The organism is Streptomyces sp. NPDC050625 (assembly GCF_040654755.1).
Classification (GTDB): Bacteria; Actinomycetota; Actinomycetes; order Streptomycetales; family Streptomycetaceae; genus Streptomyces.
Genome location: NZ_JBFAIQ010000002.1, coordinates 92,777 through 113,576, shown reverse-complemented (window position 1 = coordinate 113,576; position 20,800 = coordinate 92,777). Strand labels below are relative to the sequence as shown.

Here is a 20,800-nt window from a genome sequence, read left to right as displayed (position 1 = left end):
CATCCGCCGGGCGACACATGATCACACCATCGCGTGAACCGGACGGAAACCCGCCAACTCGCCCCGTGCGCAAGCACCGTCCGCGCTCTTGCCGAGCCCCCGTCGACCGGTCACGGTGGTCGCATGACCTCCTTCGTGCTGCCCCATGAGGTGCACGGCGACGGCGCCCACAAGGTGTTCGCCGTGCACGGCTGGTTCGCCGACCGGTCCGCCTACGCGGCCGTCCTGCCGGACCTGGACCGAGAGACGTTCACCTACGCGCTGGTCGATCTGCGCGGTTACGGGCGGGCCAAGGACGCCGTGGGCGCTTACACCACCGCCGAGGCGGCGCTGGACCTGGTGGAGCTGGCCGACCGCCTCGGCTGGGAGCGGTTCTCGGTGGTGGGGCACTCGATGGGTGGCGCGGTGGCCCAGCGGCTGCTGGCCGTGGCCCCGCACCGGCTGCGCCGTATCGTCGGCGTCTCCCCCGTGCCCGCCTCGGGGCTGCCGCTGCCCGGCGAGCAGTGGGAGCTGTTCGCGGACGCGGCGCACCGGCCGGAGAACCGGCGCGCGATCATCGACTTCACCACCGGCGGCCGCCGTCCCGCGGCCTGGCTGGACCGGATGGTCGACACCTCGCTGGAGCGGAGCGACGCCAAGGCGTTCCGCGCCTGGCTCGACTCATGGGCGGGCGACGACTTCCGCGCCGACGTCGAGGGCTCGGACGTACCCGCGCTCGCCGTGGCCGGGGAACTCGACCCGGCCCTGTCACCCGGGCTGGTCCAGGAGACCTGGATGTCCTGCTACCCGCGCGCGGAGCTGTGCCGGCTGCCGAGCGCCGGGCACTATGCCATGGACGAGACCCCGCTGGAGCTGATCAGGGTGGTCGAGGACTTCCTGCGCGAGGACGGGCCCGGCACGGGCGGGACGGCGTGAGCGTGCGCCCGGCTCCACCCGTTCCGGACGTCTTCGATCCGCGCCGCTACGCGTCCGGTGTGCCCTACGACGACTACCGCGTCCTGCGCGACCACCACCCCGTGGCCCGGCAGGACGAGCCCGAGGTGCTGGGCTGGCCCGCCGGGCCCGGGTTCTGGGCGGTGACCCGGCACGCGGACGTGGTGCGGGTACTGAAGGACGCGGCGACGTATTCGTCGTACATCGGGGCGACCCAGATCCGGGATCCGGACCCGGAGGATCTGCCGTTCATCCGGAGCATGATGCTCAATCAGGACCCGCCGCAGCACGGTCGGCTGAGGCGGCTGGTGAGCCGGGCGTTCACTCCCGGGCGGGTCGACCGGTTCGCGGACGTCGCGCAGGAGCGGGCACGTGCGCTGCTGGCCGGCGCCCTGAAGGCGGCCCGCGCGTCGGACGGCACGGTCGACCTGGTCACGGCCGTCACCGACGAGTACGCGCTGCTCAACCTCGCCGACCTGCTGGGTGTCCCGGAGAGCGACCGGAGGCTGCTGCTGCGCTGGACTCAGCGGGTGATCGGCTATCAGGACCCGGACGAGGCCGGTCCCCCGGTGCTGGACGGTGAGGGCAAGCCGGTCAATCCGCGGTCGCCCGCGATGCTGCGGGACATGTTCGACTACGCCCGGCAACTGGCGGCGTACAAGCGGCGCTACCCCGCCGACGACGTGATGACCACACTCGCGCACGACGCCGAACTCACCGGCGCGGAACTGGAGATGTTCTTCTTCCTGCTCACCGTCGCGGGCAACGACACGGTGCGCAGCGCCGCTCCGGGCGGGCTGCTGGCGCTGGCGGAGCATCCGGAGGCGTACCGGGCGCTCCGCGAGGAAGAGGTCGGACTCGACACCGCTGTCGACGAGTTGCTGCGCTGGCATCCGCCCGTGCTGACCTTCCGCCGTACCGCGGCCCAGGACACCGAACTGGCCGGGCGGAAGATCCGGGTCGGTGACAAGGTGGTCGTCTTCCACGCCTCGGCCAACCGGGACGAGCGGGTCTTCACCGGCCCGGACCGTCTCGACCTGGCCCGTACGCCCAATCCGCACGTGTCCTTCGGGGACGGTCCGCATGTGTGTCTGGGCGCCCACTTCGCGCGGCTTCAGCTGCGGCTGCTGTACGAGGAGGTGCTGCGGGTGCTTCCCGCGCCGCGCCCGGCCGGGCCCGCGGAGCGTCTGGTGTCCAACTTCATCAACGGGCTCAAGTCGCTTCCGCTGTACGTGGATTGACCTGGACCAGCGCGTGCGTGCCACCGGTGCGCCAGCGCTGCCCCTCGGCGGCGACCAGGGCCGCCTCGGTGCGGCTGTCCAGGCCGGTGATCACATCGGACTTGAGCGTGCGCAGCGCGGCGACCGGGCCGGGGAAGTAGGCGGTGACGTCCCCGAAGGGCGTGGTCGGGGGCCACAGCCGGTCGCCCACCAGGCGCCGGTAGTTGAGGTCGCCCTTGAAGAGCGTCAGGGCGGCCGCGGCGAACTCCGCGCGGAGGTCACCGGGCATGTCCGAGTACGGAAGCGGGGCGCAGGAGAAGGGGTGGGCGCGTACGGCCAGGCGGCCGTCGGCCATGGCCGCCCACAGGCGCCGCCCGTACGCGGCCGCCGCGCCAGGCGCCGAGACGAGCCGGCGCAGGGCGTCGACCACGTCGGCGGTCGTGGCGTCGGAGACGTAGTACGGGTACGGCTTGACGTGCAGCACGGCCCGTCCGACGCGCCCCTCGGCGAGGAGGCGGGCGATCAGCAGCAGGTCCGGGACGAGTTCGCGGCCCGCGTTGTCCGCGACCAGGCACAGGGTGCCCGTGCCGGAGGGCGGGAGCAGGGACCACAGGGTCTCGCTGTCGTCGGCGACCAGGGCGGGCACGGCCTCCTTGGCCTCGGCACCGGCGTCGGACAGCCGGAAGCCGAGGTCGGCGCGGTTGCCCCAGAGCGAGCCGTGCAGCAGCGCCCGCGTCCTCGCGTCGGCCGGGCCGTCCTCCAGGGCGTCGAGCGCGGCCAGTTCCTCGTCCGTCTCCTCGGCGTCGAGTTCGGCCAGTTTGAAGGGGCGGAAGGGGTCGATGCCCCGCCAGGCGCCCGGGTCGAAGAAACCGACCGCGTCGAGGAGCCTGCGGTAGAAGTGGCTCTCGGACCACAGCCAGGGGACGTCGAACCAGGACCGGCCGGTGTACGCGTCCATGCCCCACTCCCGCCATCGGTCCCGGTCGGGCGCGTCGGCGGGGAGCGGCTCGATCACGCCCTCGGTGCAGCTCTTGTGCAGCGCGTCGAGCGCGCGGTGCTGCTCGGGGCCGTACGGAAAGGCGTCCCGTACCTGCCGGATGATGGCGGGGTGCCGTTCGGCCAGCACGCTGTGGGGGAACGAACCGGGTTCGTCGCCGAGGATCACGGGTGCGGCGGAGGTGTCGGGCATGCGCGTCACCGTACCGCGCGCGTCAGACGGTTCTGATCTCCCGCTCCAGCTGCGAGGCGAGCGTCAGATAGCGGGCGCGGCGGGGCACCGGGACCAGGCTGCGGATCATGAGGTGCCACATCTCGGCGACCCTGCGCGGCAGTCGGGCGACGGGTTCGAGGGAGCGGCCGGCGACCCGGGTGCCGACGAAGAAGTACACGAGTGAGTGAGCGACGGCATCGATGTCTATGTCCGGGTGCACATCGGACTCCCTGACGGCCCCGAGGAGTTTGCGGGTGGCCAGCTCCAACCACTCGGCGAAGGGATGCCGCAGCGGCGGCCGTACGGTGACGTCCGCGGTGGCGAGGCGGAGCCCCGCCCGGGGGATGGGGCCCTCGACGGCGAGCCGGGCGATCCCGAACGTGGTGCGCATCAGGGACTCCAGCGAGGAGCAGCCCCGGCTCTCCACTTCCTTCAGCACCTGCCGCGACGCCCTGGACTGGAGCTCCATGATGGCGTGCGCCAGGTCCTCCTTGGCGGCGAAGTGGAAGTACAGCGCCCCCTTGGTGACCTGGGCGTGTTCGACGATGTCGCTCAGGCTGGTGGATTCATAGCCATGACGGTCGAACAGGTCGGCTGCGGCTGTGATGATCGTTGATCGGGTCTGCTCGGCGCGTAACTGCCTCGCCATCGACTGGACACTCCTTGCGGTCAGAAACGAACGGGACGTGCCGTTTGTTTTTTACCCCTCGCATACGATAGCTCACCCTGCGAGAACGGGAGCCGGGTATGTAGGGCGGGTGGTCGACACGTGTAACTGATGTGTGGACGGCCGTCATCGCCATCGAGCCCCGACAAACGGACGAAGTCAAAGTACGTCCCTCCCTCGACATCTCCCGTATTTCCGGAGGCTTAGGCGGGCGGCGGGTCGCCGCACCGGTGATCGCCACGATACGAGGCGGGCGGCCCGTTCTCAATGGGCCCTTGACGGAGCCTCAAAACAGACGGAACGGTCGGTCGTTGACTCTTGGTCGCCTTCGCGAGGATCGCCCGTGGGGTGCGGCCGTGAGATGCGGCCGTGAGGTGAACGGGATGGGTGTGATCTCCGTACTTCACGGAGCAGACCGTTCCAGCGCCGGCCGAGGAGACGTCCCGGATGACTCGGATGACTCGGATGACCTCACACCTCAGGGTCACGGGGGCCGCCGTCGCGGCCTCGGCCCTGCTCTCCCTGTGGGCGGCGGGGCCCGCCCTGGCGCACGGTGCGCCGACGGATCCGGTCAGCCGGGTGTACGCCTGCTCCCCCAGCGGCGGCAGCGCCTCGACCGCGGCCTGCCGGGCGGCGATCGCCGCGAACGGCACGTCCTTCGTGGCGTGGGACAACCTGCGGGTGGCGGGAGTCGACGGCCGGGACCGGCAGCTGATTCCGGACGGCAGGCTGTGCAGCGGGGGGCTGTCCGCCTACAAGGGCCTCGACCTGGCCCGCGCGGACTGGCCGTCGACGCGGCTGACGCCGGGCGGGCGGCTGACCATGACGTACGCCTCGACGATCGCGCACACGGGAACGTTCAAGCTCTATCTGACCAAGCCCGGCTACGATCCGGCCAGGCCGCTGAAGTGGTCCGACCTGCCCGCGCAGCCCTTCGCCCAGGTCACCGACCCGGCCCTGACGAACGGGGCGTACCACATCACCGCGAAGCTGCCGTCGGACCGGACGGGGCGTCAGGTGCTGTACACCATCTGGCAGAACAGCAGTACGCCGGACACCTACTACTCGTGCTCCGACGTGGTGTTCTCGAAGTCGGCCGGGACCTCGGGCGGGGCGGGCGCTCCGGCGAAGAAGCGGGAGAGCGCGAGTCCGTCGAGGAGTGCGAAGCCGAGCCCCTCGACGTCCTCGAAGAGCGCGTCGACCCCGTCGGCCCCCGCGGCGGACGCCCCGCAGTCGGCCGTCGGCACCACCACCGACAGCACGCCGGTCGCCTCCGACACCGCGACCGGCTCGGGTCCGTCCGCACCGCTGATGGCGGGCGGCGCCGCCGCGGTGCTGATGCTCACCGGGGGCGCCGCCCTCGTACTGCGACTGCGCCGGCGCTGAACGCCGGGCCTAGGAGCGTCAGTTCACGTAGACGGCCGCGCCCGCGTCGGTGACGGGGGCGTACTTCGCGGTGAAGAAGCCGCTGGCGAAGCAGAGCGAGGAGCCGGAGCTCTTGGTGAACTGCTGGTTGGTGAAGGAGATGCTGTTGTCGGCGTTGTCCGCCTTGCCGGTCAGGCTGGCGGCCTGGTACACGCAGGTGATGCTGCCCAGCAGGGTCTTCAGCTTGACCGTGGTCTGGATGGTGGAGCCGCTGGCCGGGGTGACGGTGAGGGTGCCGTCGGAGGCGACCGAGGTGGTGTACGGCAGGTTGTCGACCGTGATGCTGGTGACGCCGGTGACACCGAGGACGTTGCTGGTGCAGCTGCTGCTGTCGAAGGTCTGCGCGTCGACCGCCTCGGTGGCCGTGCCGGGGGCGGCGGGGTTGTCGGTGACGGTGGCGGTGAACGTCGAGGACGTGCACTTGACTCCGCTGGTACCGGTCGCGCTGGAGTAGAGCGTCGCGCTGGTGCCACTGGCCAGCGGCGCGCTGAGCACGTCGCCGACCGCAACGGCGGTGCCGCCGGCGCTGCCCGTGGTGAGCACGGCGCCGTCCGCGGAGGCGGGGACGGTGGCCGCGGCCGTGAGGGCGACGACGGTTCCGGCCAGGGCGAGGAGGGATCGCGTACGCATGGAGGTGCCTCTTTCCTTGGGTGGGGGGCTGTGTGAGGTGGGGTGGGGGGTGGTCGGGCGCGTGCGGCGCCAGCCGTTGCCGACCCGTTACGCCTTCTCCGTACGTGACGGACCGGCAACGGCAGCCGGCCGGACACCGGCCGGAGACTTCGGGGGGAGAAGCCTCCGGCCGGGCCGGGTGGGGGGCGGCCGGGCACGGACCGAGGGGGGAAGCGACCGTGGCCGTTGCCGCGCTGATGCGGAGCGGTGAAGGGGGGGAGGGGGGAGGGGGGGTTCGGGCCGGGACGCGGGCGATGCCGCGGCGGCGGATCCGGCGCCACGGATCCAAGGGAAACCAGGGAGAGTTGTAGACCTGAGTGTCCGTCAACGTCAAGGCCGATCAAGGGAGTTCAAGGTCGGAGCCACAGCTGGCGCACATTCGACACTCTTTTTTCACAACTCTCTTGACCGTGAAATGTAACCCCCGGTAACTTCCTCGTCGGCTACTGACGCGTAACGAGAAAGCCCTTGCAATCGCCGGGAGTTGCGAGGAGACGTGCGCGGCAGCCGCTGTCCGCGCCAGGACAACGTGCCACTGAAGCCCAACCCGCTTTGATTTTGCCCATGGGAGCAGAGATGGCCTCGTCCGCCGACAACATCCCCGAGAACCCGGAAAGCGGTTCCGGGGAACTCACCGAAGGTACTGACAGACGTGGCCGGGTCCGGCTGCGCCGTGCCGCCGTACTGGCCGTGCCGGCCACCCTGGTCGCCGCGGGCCTCGCGGTCCTCACCGCGGAGGGCGCGCTGGGCGTCCAGTTCGCCATCTCCGGCATGCCGTTCACGGTCACGGCGACCAACCTCGACGGCACCGGCTTCGAGCAGTTCGGCAACCTCGACAACATGGCCGAGGGAAGCCCGAACACGGGTGACACCGGCGGTCAGGTGCTGGTGGTCACCTCCGCGATCAAGAACGCCACGCTCACCAAGCTGTGCCAGAGCGTCGACCTCGGTGGCATCAATCTGAAGATCACCGCTGGCGGCGGCAAGGACAAGGTGTCGGCGACCGACCTGACCACCGACTCCACCGAGTTGTCGGGCGACGCCGCATTCGACAACATCGAGATCGGCAACGACGCCAGCACGCTGACGAAGGCCGGGGTGAAGGGGCCCATCGGCGTCTTCAGCCAGCAGGCCGACACCGTGCACATCGCCAACCTGCGGCAGACCAACTACGCCACCACCGCAGGCGTGTTCAAGCTGCCGGGGCTGAAACTCGGCTTCAGCGACTCGGCCTGCTGATGACCGACCGGTCACCGCAGGGGATGCGGCCCGCCTTTCGGCGCTGGCGGGCCCGCCGTCCGTTCTGGGGCGGGCTGCTGTTCGCCCTGGGCGGGGCGGAGGTCCTGCTCACCATGAAGGCGTCGATGAAGGTCGTCATGCACGTCGGCATGCAGGGCCTGGCGGGCTATCTGCTGCCGATCGTGATGCTGCTGTGCGGCCTGCTGACCCTGTTCAGCCCCGCCCAGCGGATCTTCTACTCCCTCATCGGTGTCATGGCCTCCCTCGGAACCTGGCTCACCTCCAACCTCGGCGGCTTCTTCGTCGGCCTGCTCCTCGGCATCGTCGGCAGCTGCCTCACCTTCGGCTGGCTGCCGGACCAGAAGCCCCGGGTGAGCCGGCGCCAGCGCCGCCGCCTGCGCGAGCAGGAGGCGGCCCGGGCGACGGCCCCCGCCCTTGCGGAGGGCACGGGCGAACCGGTGTGAGCCCGCGGCGACGGGCTCACACCCCCGGCAGCAGCCGGGGTTCCAGGCGTTCCTCCACCGCTGTGTCGCCGTCCCGCAGGACTACGTACGCGCCCTTGCCCGGGATCTCGGTGACCGCCTCGGTGAGTTCCGTGCCCCGGTAGACCAGGCCGACGCCGTCGTCCGTGCAGTGGCTGGTGGGCAGGGTGCCGTCGGCGACCAGCCGGTGGATCAGGGGGCGGCGGCCCGTGTCGGTGTCGTAGTGGACGCCGTTGCCGTACGGCAGGAAGCCGAGCGCGTCGGTGAGCGGGCGGAGTTCGGGGCCGAAGGAGTCGGTGGTGCCGCCCTGGAACCAGCACAGGGAACCGGCGCTGACCCCGCTGAGCACGACACCCGACTCCCAGGCCCGGCGCATGATCCGGTCCAGGCCGTGCACCCGCCATACGGCCAGCAGATTGGCCACCGAGCCGCCCATGACCCAGACGACGTCCTGCGCGAGGACCGCGCCCTCGACGTCGTCCAGGTTGGGCATCGGGAAGAGGTGCAGCGGGGTCAGGTCGAACCCCGCCACCCGCGCCGCCTCCGCCATACGGGCGGTGAAGTGCTCGGCGTCGCCTATCGCCGTACCGACGTACATCACGCGCGGCGGCCGGCCGTGGACGCCCGAGAGGTCCACCGCGTGATGGACCAGCGCGTCGAACTCGACCATGGTCCGGCCACCCGCGCGGTGGCCGCCCGAGGTGGCGAGGATGGTGGGTTCACAGGCCGGCACGGTGCGGATGCTAGCGGAACCGCCGCCGTCAGCCCGCGGCGGCCGGCGGCTCCGCGGTGTCGGTGGCCGGCACCGGGTTCTCGTCCTTCATCGCCTTGGCCTCGCTCTTGAGGATGCGCATCGACTTGCCCAGGGCCCGCGCGGTGTCGGGCAGCTTCCGGGAGCCGAACAGCACGATGAACACGACCGCGACGATCAGCAGGTGCCAGGGTTCCAGTCCGTTGCGGAGCATGACCGCGCCCTCCTCTTTCTTACGTTTCCCACTCACCGTTGGTTGCTACATTGCGCAACTGTACAACCCGGGGTTGAGACCGTGAGAGGGCGTCGATGACCATCGCCAGCAGGAGCAGGGAGCGGCGCCGCCGCCCCGGCGGCCGGATACGGATCGCGCTCGCCGTCTGTCTGTCCCTGCTGGTGCTCGTCGCGGGCGGGGCCGGCTGGCTGTATCTGAAGCTGAACGGGAACATCAACACGTTCGACTCGGGCGGCCTCTCCGACAACCGTCCCGCGGCGGGCTCGTCCAGGGGCGAGAACGTGCTGGTCATCGGCTCCGACGCGCGGACCGACGGCAACGCGGCCCTGGGCGGCGGCAACAAGGACGACATAGGCCGCTCCGACACGACCTTCCTGCTGCACATATATGCCGACCACAAGCACGCCCTCGCGGTCTCCATCCCCCGCGACACCCTGGTCACCGTCCCGCCGTGCAAACTCCCCGACGGCACCTGGACGAAGACCCGGGCCGACACGATGTTCAACGCGGCCTTCTCCGTGGGCGGGACCGACAAGGGCAACCCCGCCTGCACCCAGAACACCGTCGAGAAGCTGACCGGACTGCGTGTCGACCACACCGTCGTCGTCGACTTCAAGGGTTTCGCGGCCCTGACCGAGGTGGTGGGCGGGGTCAAGGTGTGCGTGCCGGGCGACGTGTACGAGAACGACCTCAACCCCCACCGCGCCATCCGCGGGAAGCTGCTGTTCAAAAAGGGCGAGCAGACCGTCTCCGGGCAGCGGGCCCTGGACTATGTACGCATCCGGCACGGGATCGGCGACGGCTCCGACATAGGCCGTATCAAGCGCCAGCAGGCCTTCGTGGCAAGCCTGTTGAAGGAGGTCAAGAGCAAGGGGCTGACCCCCACCAAGCTGCTGCCGCTGGCCGACGCCGCGACCAGGTCACTGACGGTGGACACCGGGCTCGGCACCGCCGACAAGCTCATCTCCTTCGCGATGTCACTGAAGGACATCGACCTGCACGACACCAAGTTCGTGACCGTCCCCTGGCGGTACGAGGGATCACGCGTCGCCGTCGTGGAGCCGGACGCGAACGCGCTGTGGGCCGCGCTCAAGGCCGACCGCACGATCGACGGCAGGAACGCCGGCGGAAGGAGGAGCGCCCGAGCCGCCGCATCCACCTCCCCCTCCCCCGCCCAGGTCTCGGGCTCCGGCATCGACGTCGCCGTCTACAACGGCACCACCGTGCCCGGCCTCGCCGCCCGGGGCGCCGCCGACCTCACCGCGGACGGCTTCACGGTCACCGGCACCGCCACGGCCACCGCCCAGGACCACGCCACCACGGTCGTCGAGTACGGCCCCGGCCGCACGGCACAGGCACGGACCGTGGCCCAGGTGTTCCCGGGCGCCCAGTTGGAACCGATCGCAGGTGCGGGGATCAACGTGGTCCTGGGCCAGTCGTACGCCACGTCCCCCTCCCCCACCGCCTCTCCGACCCCCACCGCGGTCCCGTCCGCGGTGGCGAGCGGAGCCCGCTCGGCGGACGACAACCCGTGCGCGAACCTGACCTACGGCTGAGCCCGATCACGGCGCGGCGCCGTGGCGGTGGTCTCAGAGTCCGCGGACGCGGCGCGACGGGGTCCCGGCCGGGGTGGCGCGGTCGGCGAGGCGGCCGATCAGGAGTCGTACGACGTCCACCACGTCCGGATCGTCGACGAAGTAGACCTGGCGGCGGCCCTCACGGCGGGAGCGGACCAGTCCGGCCAGCTTGAGCTTGGTCAGGTGCTGGCTGACCGCGGGCAGGGCGCCGCCGACCCGCTCGGCGAGCCCGGTGACATCGCTCTCGCCCTGCGCCAGTGCCCACACGATGTGCAGCCGGGCGGACGAGGCCAGCAGACCGAAGGCCGCGGCCGCGTCCGCGAGCACCTCGGCGGAGGGATCCTCGAAGCCACTGCCGACCGGCACCACCGTCGTCGCCCTCCCGTACGGAACGCCCTCCACCGCTTGTGCGGGCCGCATCAGTCTAGGTCGCCGGGCGGGGGGCGGGCCCCGATCCGTTCCCCCTCACAATTCGGCGAGTACGGGCAGGAGGTCGATCGCCGTGGTCACGTCGCCCGTGAGCGGGCGGTCCTCGGTGTCCGGTGGGAGGGCGGCGGCCGCGACGGTGAAGGCGGGGACCGTCGGGGGCGTTCGGCTCAGGCGCAACGCCCGTACGGCGGTGACCAGTTCGCAGGCCAGGACCGTGGCGTGGGCGGCCGTGGCGCGCTGGGTCTGGCGGGCGGCCTGGCCGGCGAAGCTGGCGGCCTCCTCCAGGCCCTGGGAGACGACGGCGTGCCCGGCGGAGGCGGGTACGGCGCATGAACGCAGGTCGGCGAGAGCGGAGTTGGCGGTGTACTCCAGGATCATCGTGCCGGAGCTGCTCGCGGGTCCGGCGGTGAGGTAGGCGGGCAGGCCGGTGAGGTCAAAGCGGCCCAGGGCGGTCAGGCGGGCGGCGGAGAGCTGGGCGGTCTGGAGCACCGCCAGGTTGAGGCCGTCCAGGGCCAGGCCCAGCGGCGCCGCGAAGAAGCCGCCGTGGTGGTAGGCGTGGCCGTCCGGGGTCAGGACGGGGTTCTCGGTGGGGCAGTTGACCTCCACCTCGACGATCCGGCGCAGTGCGGCGCAGGCGTCGAGGGCGGCGCCGTGCACCTGTGGGAAGGCGCGGAAGCCGTACGGGTCCTGTATCCGGCGGCCGCCGGTGAGGGGCCGGTCGGGCAGACCGAGCAGCCGCCGTACCTCGGCCGCCGCACGGGCCGGTCCCGGGTAGGGACGCAGGGCGTGCACGGGGGCGGCGTACGCCTCCGGGGAGCCGGAGACGGCGGCGAGGGAGAGCGCGGCGACTGCGTGCGTGGCCCGCAGCAGGACGTCGGTCTCGTGAGTGGCGAGCGCGGCACCGGCAAGGGCCAGGGCGTTGCTGCTGAGCAGTGCCAGGGCGTCACCGGGGCGCAGGGTCACGGGCGCGGGCATGCCCGCGGTGTCCTCCGGTACGGCGGCCAGCCAGGGGCGTTCGCCGAGCAGGGTCAGACCGGTCTGGGCCAACGCCGTCAGGTCGCCGGTGCCGAGACCCCCGTACTCGTTGATCGCGGGGTGGACGCCGAGGCGCAGTGCCTCGGTGAGGGCGGTCACCCAGGAGGGGTGGATGCCGGAGCCGCCGGCCAGGAGCTGGTTGGCGCGGACGGCGAGCATCGCGCGGGCCTGGCGGGGCGGGACGAGCCGTCCGGCGCCGCCCGCGTGGCTGCGCAGGAGCCGCAGACCGTGGCCGGTCTCGTCGGCCGGGTCGACCGGGACCGAGCGGTGGGCGCCCACGCCGGTGCCGCGGCCGTAGAGTCGACCGGTGCCGGCGAGGCGGTCGGCGGTCTCCCGGGCCCGGCGGACCCGGTCGAGGGCCTCGGGCGGTACGACGGGTTCGGCGGCCGCGTCGGCGAGCCGGACGAGTCCGGGCACGTCGAGTCCACGGCCGTCGAGCACCACGCGGGTGTCCCCGGCGTCCGGGGGCACCCGCGTCGAGCCGTCGTGGGTCGTGCCCACCCGCTGAACGTCAGTCGAGGCCGGCGGACTTCAGCCAGGCCTTGGCGACGTCCAGCGGGTCCTTGTTCTGCGACTGCACCTGGGTGTCCAGGTCCAGCAGGGTCGCCGTGTCGAGCTTGGCCGACACGGCGTTGAGCGCGTCGACGCCCTTCTGGGGGAGCGCGCTCTTGTAGACGAGCGGCTGGACGTTCTCGAACCCGAACAGGTTCTCCGTGTCCTGCAGGACGACGAACTTCTCCTTGGAGATGTCCGCGTCCGTGGTGAAGATGTCCGCGGCCTGCACGGTGTTCTTCTTCAGCGCCGCCTTGGTGAGCGGGCCGCCCGCGTCCAGTGCCTTGAAGGACTTGAACTCCAGGCCGTACACGGACTTCAGGCCGACCAGGCCCTGCTGGCGGGTCTGGAACTCCGGCGAGGCGCCGATGGCCAGGTCCTTGGCGACGCTCTTGAGGTCGGAGATGGAGGACTTGTCGGTCAGGTTGTACTTCTTCGCGGTGGCCGCGTTGACCGTGACCGAGTCCTTGTCCTGCGCCGGTGCCGGCTGGAGCAGCGTCAGCTTGGAGTCGAGCTTGGTCTCGATGGCCGAGGTGGTCGCCTCGATGGTCTTCGGGGCGGCCTTCGGGTCGAGGTAGGCCAGCAGGGCGCCGTTGTACTCGGGCAGCACCGAGATGGAGCCGTTCTTGAGCAGGCCGTAGGTGGTCTCCCGGCTGCCGATGTTCGGCTTGTAACTGACCTTGATTCCCTTGGCCTTCAGGGCCTCGCCGTAGATGTCGGCGAGAAGGATGCTCTCGGCGAAGTTGTTGGAGCCGACGACGACGGTGTCGCCGCTCGCCTTGCCGCCGTCTTCCTTGAGCGGGTCGCCGGACTTGTCGTCGGAGGAGGAACAGCCCGCCAGCAGGGCCGTAACCGCGGCGAGCGCGACGGCAGCCGCGCCTCGGTTTCTCCGGATGAACCTGCTGGTGTGGGTGGTGGCAGTCACGATTCCCGTTCCGGACTCAGAGGTGGTGGGGTGGGGGGAACAGCGCTGGACGCAGCGCTGGGAACAGCACTCACTGATCCAATCCAGCCGGTTCTCGGTCAGTCAAGTGCCTCTTGGTCACCGATTGGATTCGATCCGTGGCAAGTTGTGGATGGAGAGGGGTTCCTTTGTAACGGATTCTTGATAAAAGGCGAGCCGGTTGGACCTTCAAGGACGCTGTAGTCTCGCGGCAGTTGATATCGGTCACAGCGGTGCACGGGGCCCGCTTCCGTGCCGTTACGCATCAGTTCGGGTGGAGACACCCCGACCAAGGAGGCCCGGTGTCCACGAACGAGGTGGACGCGCCCGCTCGGCCTGCCCGCCCGGAGCGGGCCGGAGCACGAGGCTTCGCCGACCGCTGGCCCTTCCGGCGCAAACTCAATCTGCTCGTCGGCGTGCCGCTCGCCGTGATCGCCGTCATGCTGTCCTACCTCGTCAGCGGGTTGATCGACGAGTCGGACACCACGGAGTCGGCGGCGCGTGTCGTCCGCGACAGCGCCACGGTGGCCCGGCTGGTGGACCGCATCGAGGCGGAGCACCAGCAGGCCATCCTGCTCTCCGCGCGCTTCGAGTCCGGCTACTCCAGGCCTTTCCTGGCCGCCTACCGCACGGCCCAGCAGGCGGTGGACGACCAGGTCGAGACGGTGCGCGACACCTTCGGCGACCGGCTGCCGGACACCGAGACGCAGGCGCTCAGGGAGGTCGAGGGTCTGTCCAGCCTGCGGCAGAGCGTGGAGCGTGGCTATCTGCCGGCCGACAACATCGACCCGGCCTACACCTCCGCGGCCAAGGGCGTGATCGACGGCCTCGGACTGGACCGCACCACCTCGCTCGCCTCCACCTTCACCGGCAACCTGCTGGACTCCCTGCTGCGTGCGGACGCCGCCCACGGCTCCTTCGAGACCAGCGTGTTCTCGGCGACGACCGGGGACACCAACGCACTGATCGAGTTCACCAACGCGGTCGGCGCGTACGACCTCTACTCCCACCAGGCCGACCGATTCAACCGGTTCGCCACACAGGACCAGGCGCGCAAGCTGGCGGGGATCGAGCACACCCCCGCGCAGCAGCGCATCGCGGAGTCCTTCGCCGAGTTGCAGATCGACCCCACGCAGCTGGAGGCCGGGACACAGGACGAGATCCGCAAGGCGGTGCAGGACGCGCTGAGCGAGTACCCCGCCTATCCGGACCAGGCCGCCGCCCGGCTGAAGATCACCACCTCGCTGATCGACGACATCGCCGCACGGGCCGACGAGGCCTCCAACGAGGCACAGTGGCGTGCCCTTCTGCTGGTGAGCGGCACGCTGGTCGGCTTCGCGCTGTGGATCGCCTTCTCCGTGCTGGTCCGCCGCTCGGTCATCCGCCCCGTGCAGTCCCTCACGGGCGCCGCGCGGGAGGTCGCCGACGTGGCCGGCCGGGAACTGGCCCGGGTGGCCGACGACGACGCCGAGGACGACGGGCCGCCCCGGCTGCGCGACATGCCCGTGACTGCGCGCGACGAGATCGGTGACCTGGCCGAGGCCTTCAACAATGTGCAGACGACCGCGGGGGCGCTGCTGGAGCGTCAGGTGCACAGCCGGCGCAATGTCGCGGAGATGTTCGGCAACGTGGGCCGCCGTGTCAGCAATCTGACGACCCGCCAGCTGGCCCTGATCGACGCCGTCGAGCGGGGCGAGACCGACCCCGCCCTGCTGGAACGTCTCTACTCCATCGACCACATCGCCGTACGCCTGCGGCGCAACGCCGACAGCCTGATGCTGCTGGCCGGCATCCGTGAGGCGGCGCTGGACGCGGAGCCCACGGCCCTGACCAATGTCGTGCGGGCCGCGCTCGGGCAGATCGAGGGCTATCAGCGGGTACGGCTGTACGCCGGGACGGACGCCGTGGTCGAGCCGGACATCATCGGCGACCTGACCCTCATGGTGGCCGAACTCCTGGAGAACGCGGTGTCGTTCTCGCCCGAGGGCAGCCCGGTCGAGGTCACCGTCCGCTCCGGCGACGAGGCCGCGTACGTCGTGATCACCGACCACGGACTCGGTATGAGCGCCGCGCGCCTGGCCGAGGAGAACGCCCGGCTGATCCGCCGCGAGCGCCTGGACGTGGTGCCCACCAAGGTCCTCGGCCTCTTCGTGGTCGGCGCCCTGGCCCGCCGCTGGGACATCGGGGTCGAACTGACCCGCACCCCGGGCGGCGGTGTGACGGCCGAGGTGAAGCTTCCCGCGGCACTGCTGCTGACGACGAGTCCGGTGCAGGCGGATGCCTCGGGTGCGGCGCCGGCCCCGGAAGCGAAGCCCGGGTCCGTGGCCGCGGAAGCGAAGCACGCATCCATGGCCTCGGAAGCGAAGATCGTGCCCGTGGCCGCGGAGGCGAAACCCGCGCTCGTGGCCTCGGAAGCGAAGGTCGAGCCTTCCCCGGCCGTCTCCGGGCCCGTACCCTCCGCCACCGTCGAGGACCGTGCCGCGGCCCCGGACGCGGACCCGGACCACTCCACCACCCTCCCCCGCCGGGTCCCCCGCCGCGAGTCGCCGGTGACCGACGGGAAGACCCCGCTCGTCCCCGCCCCGCGCACCGGGACGCCACCCGCCGAGGACACCTCCCGTCCCCTGCGCCGCCGGGTCCGCGGGGCCACCCTGCGCACCACCGCCGGTGCCGCGCAGGTGCTTCCGCAAGAGGCGCGGGAGCGGGACGCGGAGGCCGTGCGCAGCGCGCTGGAGGAGTTCGAGGCGGCGGTCGAGCGCGCCCAGCGCGACAGCGACACCGGGAACTTCGCCCGCCCCGGCAACGAGGCCGGTCCGGCGGGCGCATCGCGGACCACGAACCCCCCGCAGGACCAGAACCACCTTCCGGAAGGAGCCGAGCAGTGAGCACGTCGACAGGTGACACCCCGACGGGCGGCGCCACACCGACCGACCTGCAGGCCGCCGCGGCCGACTTCAACTGGCTGCTGAACCGTTTCGCGACCGAGACCGCAGGCGTCGTCGACGCCATCGCGGTGTCGTCCGACGGCCTGCTGATCGCGGTGTCCGAACTGCGTGAACGCGCGCACTCCGAGCGGCTGGCCGCGATCGTCTCCGGCATCACCAGCCTGGCCGCCGGGGCCTCCGGCAACTACGGCCTGGGCGGTCTGAACAAGGTCATCATCGATCTGGAGGGCGGCCATGTCATCGTCTCCGCGATCGGCAACGGCGCCGTGCTCGGTGTGGTCGCCGACAAGGAGGCCAAGCTCGGCAACATCGCCTACGAGATGACCGTGTTCGCCAACCGTGCCGGTGCCGCGCTCAGCCCGCAGCTCGTGCTCGAACTGAAGAACACCGTCGGTTCGGTCTCGGCGCGCTGACCGGACGCCCGGTCGAGAAAGGAAGCGACCCAGCCATGGCGGACGGCTCCCCGCCACCGGGCCCCGACCCGGTCGGCCCCGCCCCCGCCGTACGGCCGTTCCTGGTCACCGCCGGCCGGGTGGCGGACAACGCCCCCGGCCGGGCGATGCCGGTCGAGACCCAGGTGGTGGCCACCACCGCGGGGCTCGCGGCGCTCGGCCGGCTCTCCTTCGAGCGGCACGACATCGTCGCCGCCTGCCGGCTGCCGCAGTCGATCGCGGAGCTGGCGGCCCGGCTGCGGCTGCATCTCAACGTGGTGCGCGTGCTGGCCGAGGACCTGCGTGACGCCGGGCAGTTGGCGGTGTACCTGCCCGACGTCGAAGCCACCCACGACGCATCCGTCCTGCGCAGGGTTATCGACGGCCTCCGGGCCGTCCCCGACTCCCGAGGGGAACTCCGTGACACCGACTGAACCGCTGGTCCGCGGCACGCAGGCCGCCGTACGGCCACCGCTGCCGGTCAAGATGGTGATCGCGGGCGGCTTCGGCGTCGGCAAGACCACGGCCGTCGGCTCCATCTCCGAGATCGAGCCGCTGACCACCGAGGCGGCCATCACCGAGGTCGCGGCGGGCGTGGACGACCTCACGCACACCCCGTGCAAGACCACGACCACGGTGGCGATGGACTTCGGCTGCATCACCATCGACCCGACGCTGAAGCTGTATCTGTTCGGCACGCCCGGACAGGAGCGGTTCGGGTTCATGTGGGACGACATCGTCGAGGGCGCGGTCGGCGGGCTCGTCATCGTCGACACCCGCCGGCTGGACGACTGCTACGCGGCCGTCGACTACTTCGAGCACAAGGGCATCCCGTTCGCGGTGGCCATCAACGCCTTCGACGGGAAGGTGGAGCACACCCTGGACGAGGTCCGCTGGGCCCTCGACGTCGCCGAGGGCACCCCGCTCGTCGTCTTCGACGCCCGGGAACGCGGCTCGGTGCGGGACGCGCTGCTCGTCGTACTGGAGCTGGCACTGGCCCGCGCCGAGGCGTGAGCGTCAGCCGCCGCGCCGTACCCCCGGTGACACCGCGATCCGGCCCACCGCCCAGAACACCGCGATCGTGGCCAGGGCCATCGCGGCGACCAGGGTGGCGCCGCCGACGACCTTCTCGTAGTTCTTCTGGTAGAGGCCGTCGATGATGTAGCGGCCGAGGCCGCCGAGGCTGACGTACGCGGCGATGGTGGCGGTGGACACGATCTGGATGGCCGCCGAGCGCAGCCCGCCCAGGATCAGCGGGAGCGCCACCGGGAGTTCCACCTGGAAGAGGATCCGTGACTCGTGCATGCCCATGCCCCGGGCGGCGTCCACCGGGGACGGGTCGACGGAGCGCACCGCCTCGTAGGTGGTGACGAGGATCGGCGGTACGGCGAGGACGACCAGCGGGATCATCACGATCCCGATGCCGAAGCCCAGCCAGGTGACCACCAGCACCAGCAGGCCGAAGGTGGGCAGCGCCCGGCCGGCGGTGGCGATCAGCGCGAGGGCGTTGCCGCCGCGCCCGTAGTGCCCGGTGACCAGGCCGACCGGCAGTCCGATCACGGCGGCGAGGGCGAGCGCTTCCAGGGAGTACTGGATGTGTTCGGTGATCCGGGTGGGGATGCCGTCGTAGCCCTGCCAGTGGGAGCTGTCGCTGAAGAAGGCGTGGATGAAGTTCAGTACGTTCACCGGGCCGCGCTCTCCTTCGGCATCCAGGGGGTCAGCAGCATGCGCACGGCGACCAGGGCCGCGTCGACCAGGGTCGCCAGCACGGCGGTCGTCACGACGGAGTTCACCGCGAGCACGGGCCGGTTGTAGATCTGCGCGTCGTGCAGCAGGTTGCCCAGCGCGCCCTGGTTGCCGATCAGCATGCCGACGCTGACCAGGCTGATGCTGGACACGGTGGCCACCCGCAGGCCGGCGATGATCGCGGGCACGGCGATCGGCAACTGCACCTGGACATAGCGGCGTACGGGGCCAAAGCCCATGGCGGTGGCGGCCGCCAGGGTCTCCTGCGGCACCGAGCGCACCCCGTCCACGATCGCGGGGACGAGCACCACCAGGCTGTACACGGCCAGCGGGATCATCACCGTGGTCTCGCTCTGGCCGGTGTAGTCGATGAGGACGACGAAGAAGGCCAGCGACGGGATGGCGTAGAGCACGGTGGTCACGCCGAGCACGGGCGGGTACAGCCAGCGGAAGCGCACACAGAGCTGGGCGACGGGCAGCGAGACGATCAGGCCCGCGAGGACCGGCAGCAGCGCCTCCCGCAGATGCAGTCCGATCAGGCCGGCGTAGCTGTGCTGGAGGTCGCTGGGGATGTCGAAGAAGCCGTTCATCCGGCGGCCTTCACCTCGTCGACGCGGCCGTCGGGGTGGGCGTCGGCGTGGGCGTGGCGAATGGCCTCGGCGATCGTCTGCTGCGACACGACCCCGACGACCCGCCCGGTGCCGTCCACGCCGACGGCCCAACCGGTGGGCGACAGCACCGCGCAGTCGAGCGCGGCCCGCAGCGAGTCCTTGCCGTGCACGAAGGGCCGCCCGTGGGGCAGCAGCCGCTCGGGCACGATCTCGCCCGCCGTGAGGTCCTGGGGTTCGCCCCAGCCGAGGGGCTTGCCGTCCAGGTCCGTCACGAGGAGATGGGGCACTTCCGCCGAGCCGCGCGCGGCGATCTTCTCGGCGTCGGCGTCCACGGCGACGATCGGAGCGGTCAGCAACTCCAGTTGCCCGGAGGGGAAGAAGGACAGCCGCCGGATGCCGCGGTCGGTGCCGAGGAAGTCCTCGACGAACGGGTCCGCGGGCGAGGTCAGCAGTTCGGCGGGCGGCGCGTACTGGGCGAGCCTGCCGCCGGTGCGCATCACGGCGACCATGGTGCCCAGCTTGATGGCCTCGTCGATGTCGTGCGTGACGAAGACGATGGTCTTGCCCAGCTCCTCCTGGATGCGGAGGAGTTCGTCCTGCAGCCCCTTGCGCACCACGGGGTCGACGGCGGAGAACGGCTCGTCCATCAGCAGCACCGGTGGATCCGCGGCGAGCGCCCGCGCCACGCCGACGCGCTGCTGCTGGCCGCCGGACAGCTGGTACGGGTACCGCTTGGCGAGGGCGGAGTCGAGCCCGACCCGCTCCATCAGTTCCGCGGCCCGGGCGCGGGCCTTCTGCTTGCTCCAGCCCAGCAGGCGGGGCACGGTGGCGATGTTGTCGACGATCGTGCGGTGCTGGAAGAGACCGGCGTTCTGGATGACGTATCCCATGGACCGCCGCAGCGTGTTCACCGGCTGCTGCTGGATGTCGACACCGTCGAGGAGGATGGTGCCCTCGCTGGGTTCGACCATCCGGTTGATCATCCGCAGGGTCGTCGTCTTTCCGCAGCCCGAGGGCCCGACCAGGACGGTGATCGAGCGGTCCGGTATCTCCAACGACAGCCGGTCGACCGCGACCGTGCCGTCCGGGTACCGCTTGGTGACTGAATCTATCCGTATCAAAACGCCGAATACCCTTCGGGTTTGGCAGAAACTGCCCACTTTCGGCCACGGTTGTCCTTGCGCAGGCCGTTGCGGGACGAGTCTAGACCGCGAGGGTTTCGGCACCGCTCCCAGCCAACGGCACGCCGGTGCTGGTGGCGGCGCACGAAGGGACGATCACGCTCGGCGGACGATCCGACTAGCATGGGTGACGTGTCGTCACACGAGGACCACGATCATCAACTGGCTCTGTTCTGCCAGCAGTTGCCGCGGCTGCGGCGGATGTACCGGGGGCCGGTGGGCGCGGCGAGACGGCTGGCGGTCGACCGCGCGGTGACAGCGGCGCGGGCCGGTGAGCCGATCGCGGAGCATCTGGCCGCCCTGGGGCTGCCGCACGGACGTACGGCACCGGATGCGCCGGAGGACGAAGCGCGCTCGACCCTGCCGCCCCGGGTCGCGGACGCCGCGCCGCGCGCCCTGCTCGGCGACCACGTCTGCCCGCGCGGGGTCTGCGCGCGGCGGGAACAGCGGTCGGCCGGTGCGCAGCGGCCGGTGTGCGAGGTCTTCGACCTGGCGCTGCGCTTCGAGGCCGAGGGCTGA

The 20,800-nt window shown here is 71.2% G+C and carries 22 protein-coding genes; 11 read left to right on the top strand and 11 right to left on the bottom strand.

The genetic code is table 11. The features are described 5' to 3' along the window. Positions 1 to 123 precede the first annotated feature (123 nt). The gene (locus AB0I54_RS04795; RefSeq protein WP_363294445.1) at positions 124 to 915 is read left to right on the top strand and encodes an alpha/beta hydrolase; all 792 of its coding nucleotides are present in this window, start codon (positions 124 to 126) and stop codon (positions 913 to 915) included. Continuing rightward, positions 912 to 2,174: a cytochrome P450 gene (locus AB0I54_RS04790; RefSeq protein ID WP_363294444.1), complete on the top strand. Its 1,263-nt coding sequence runs from the start codon at positions 912 to 914 to the stop codon at positions 2,172 to 2,174. Before AB0I54_RS04795 ends, AB0I54_RS04790 begins: the two co-directional genes overlap by 4 nt. Here AB0I54_RS04790 and AB0I54_RS04785 read toward each other — a convergent pair. After that, the gene (locus tag AB0I54_RS04785; RefSeq protein ID WP_363294443.1) at positions 2,146 to 3,342 is read right to left on the bottom strand and encodes a damage-control phosphatase ARMT1 family protein; all 1,197 of its coding nucleotides are present in this window, start codon (positions 3,340 to 3,342) and stop codon (positions 2,146 to 2,148) included. The two genes, AB0I54_RS04790 and AB0I54_RS04785, sit on opposite strands and share 29 nt — an antisense overlap. A gap of 22 nt (positions 3,343 to 3,364) precedes the next feature. Then, positions 3,365 to 4,012, bottom strand: a complete 648-nt coding sequence (locus tag AB0I54_RS04780) for a ScbR family autoregulator-binding transcription factor (protein WP_363294442.1) — start codon at positions 4,010 to 4,012, stop codon at positions 3,365 to 3,367. Positions 4,013 to 4,486: 474 nt separating this feature from the next. On the opposite strand from AB0I54_RS04780, the gene AB0I54_RS04775 reads away from it, so the two are divergent. Beyond that, positions 4,487 to 5,416, top strand: coding sequence for a lytic polysaccharide monooxygenase (locus AB0I54_RS04775; protein ID WP_363294977.1), 930 nt, complete (start codon positions 4,487 to 4,489; stop codon positions 5,414 to 5,416). A gap of 18 nt (positions 5,417 to 5,434) precedes the next feature. Here AB0I54_RS04775 and AB0I54_RS04770 read toward each other — a convergent pair whose 3' ends face one another. Then, on the bottom strand, positions 5,435 to 6,085 hold the full coding sequence (locus tag AB0I54_RS04770) for a Tat pathway signal sequence domain protein (protein WP_363294441.1): 651 nt from the start codon (positions 6,083 to 6,085) through the stop codon (positions 5,435 to 5,437). 615 nt (positions 6,086 to 6,700) lie between these two features. Between AB0I54_RS04770 and AB0I54_RS04765 the strand changes: the two genes are divergently transcribed. Next, positions 6,701 to 7,363 carry a DUF6230 family protein gene (locus tag AB0I54_RS04765; RefSeq protein ID WP_363294976.1) on the top strand — a complete coding sequence of 221 codons (663 nt, stop codon included), beginning with the start codon at positions 6,701 to 6,703 and terminating at the stop codon, positions 7,361 to 7,363. Beyond that, positions 7,363 to 7,827: a DUF6114 domain-containing protein gene (locus tag AB0I54_RS04760; RefSeq protein ID WP_363294440.1), complete on the top strand. Its 465-nt coding sequence runs from the start codon at positions 7,363 to 7,365 to the stop codon at positions 7,825 to 7,827. Before AB0I54_RS04765 ends, AB0I54_RS04760 begins: the two co-directional genes overlap by 1 nt. A gap of 16 nt (positions 7,828 to 7,843) precedes the next feature. Here AB0I54_RS04760 and AB0I54_RS04755 read toward each other — a convergent pair whose 3' ends face one another. Beyond that, positions 7,844 to 8,578 carry a peptidase E gene (locus AB0I54_RS04755; protein WP_363294439.1) on the bottom strand — a complete coding sequence of 245 codons (735 nt, stop codon included), beginning with the start codon at positions 8,576 to 8,578 and terminating at the stop codon, positions 7,844 to 7,846. Between the two features lie 28 nt (positions 8,579 to 8,606). Then, on the bottom strand, positions 8,607 to 8,810 hold the full coding sequence (tatA, locus tag AB0I54_RS04750; protein ID WP_363294438.1) for a Sec-independent protein translocase subunit TatA: 204 nt from the start codon (positions 8,808 to 8,810) through the stop codon (positions 8,607 to 8,609). A 95-nt stretch (positions 8,811 to 8,905) separates the two neighbouring features. On the opposite strand from tatA, the gene AB0I54_RS04745 reads away from it, so the two are divergent. Further along, positions 8,906 to 10,387: an LCP family protein gene (locus AB0I54_RS04745; RefSeq protein WP_363294437.1), complete on the top strand. Its 1,482-nt coding sequence runs from the start codon at positions 8,906 to 8,908 to the stop codon at positions 10,385 to 10,387. Between the two features lie 33 nt (positions 10,388 to 10,420). On the opposite strand, the gene AB0I54_RS04740 is transcribed toward AB0I54_RS04745, so the two are convergent. From AB0I54_RS04740 to AB0I54_RS04730, 3 genes are read right to left on the bottom strand one after another with little or no spacing between them, the layout of a single operon-like run. Then, on the bottom strand, positions 10,421 to 10,828 hold the full coding sequence (locus tag AB0I54_RS04740; protein ID WP_363294436.1) for a metalloregulator ArsR/SmtB family transcription factor: 408 nt from the start codon (positions 10,826 to 10,828) through the stop codon (positions 10,421 to 10,423). Positions 10,829 to 10,873: 45 nt separating this feature from the next. Further along, positions 10,874 to 12,373, bottom strand: a complete 1,500-nt coding sequence (locus tag AB0I54_RS04735; RefSeq protein ID WP_363294435.1) for an aromatic amino acid ammonia-lyase — start codon at positions 12,371 to 12,373, stop codon at positions 10,874 to 10,876. Positions 12,374 to 12,383: 10 nt separating this feature from the next. Continuing rightward, on the bottom strand, positions 12,384 to 13,349 hold the full coding sequence (locus AB0I54_RS04730; protein WP_363294434.1) for an ABC transporter substrate-binding protein: 966 nt from the start codon (positions 13,347 to 13,349) through the stop codon (positions 12,384 to 12,386). A gap of 320 nt (positions 13,350 to 13,669) precedes the next feature. Between AB0I54_RS04730 and AB0I54_RS04725 the strand changes: the two genes are divergently transcribed. From AB0I54_RS04725 to AB0I54_RS04710, 4 genes are read left to right on the top strand one after another with little or no spacing between them, the layout of a single operon-like run. After that, entirely contained in the window at positions 13,670 to 16,252 is a 2,583-nt protein-coding gene (locus AB0I54_RS04725; RefSeq protein WP_363294433.1) for an ATP-binding protein, read from the top strand. Then, on the top strand, positions 16,249 to 16,725 hold the full coding sequence (locus tag AB0I54_RS04720; protein WP_363294432.1) for a roadblock/LC7 domain-containing protein: 477 nt from the start codon (positions 16,249 to 16,251) through the stop codon (positions 16,723 to 16,725). The genes AB0I54_RS04725 and AB0I54_RS04720 overlap by 4 nt, the downstream gene beginning before the upstream one ends. Before the next feature lie 35 nt (positions 16,726 to 16,760). After that, positions 16,761 to 17,177, top strand: a complete 417-nt coding sequence (locus tag AB0I54_RS04715; RefSeq protein ID WP_263213793.1) for a DUF742 domain-containing protein — start codon at positions 16,761 to 16,763, stop codon at positions 17,175 to 17,177. Further along, positions 17,164 to 17,757 carry an ATP/GTP-binding protein gene (locus tag AB0I54_RS04710; RefSeq protein WP_363294431.1) on the top strand — a complete coding sequence of 198 codons (594 nt, stop codon included), beginning with the start codon at positions 17,164 to 17,166 and terminating at the stop codon, positions 17,755 to 17,757. The genes AB0I54_RS04715 and AB0I54_RS04710 overlap by 14 nt, the downstream gene beginning before the upstream one ends. A gap of 3 nt (positions 17,758 to 17,760) precedes the next feature. On the opposite strand, the gene AB0I54_RS04705 is transcribed toward AB0I54_RS04710, so the two are convergent. From AB0I54_RS04705 to AB0I54_RS04695, 3 genes are read right to left on the bottom strand one after another with little or no spacing between them, the layout of a single operon-like run. Next, positions 17,761 to 18,429, bottom strand: coding sequence for an ABC transporter permease (locus AB0I54_RS04705; protein WP_363294430.1), 669 nt, complete (start codon positions 18,427 to 18,429; stop codon positions 17,761 to 17,763). Continuing rightward, positions 18,426 to 19,079: an ABC transporter permease subunit gene (locus AB0I54_RS04700; protein ID WP_363294429.1), complete on the bottom strand. Its 654-nt coding sequence runs from the start codon at positions 19,077 to 19,079 to the stop codon at positions 18,426 to 18,428. The genes AB0I54_RS04705 and AB0I54_RS04700 overlap by 4 nt, the downstream gene beginning before the upstream one ends. Beyond that, positions 19,076 to 20,221, bottom strand: coding sequence for an ABC transporter ATP-binding protein (locus AB0I54_RS04695; RefSeq protein WP_363294428.1), 1,146 nt, complete (start codon positions 20,219 to 20,221; stop codon positions 19,076 to 19,078). The genes AB0I54_RS04700 and AB0I54_RS04695 overlap by 4 nt, the downstream gene beginning before the upstream one ends. A gap of 192 nt (positions 20,222 to 20,413) precedes the next feature. On the opposite strand from AB0I54_RS04695, the gene AB0I54_RS04690 reads away from it, so the two are divergent. Next, positions 20,414 to 20,800, top strand: coding sequence for a hypothetical protein (locus tag AB0I54_RS04690; RefSeq protein ID WP_363294427.1), 387 nt, complete (start codon positions 20,414 to 20,416; stop codon positions 20,798 to 20,800).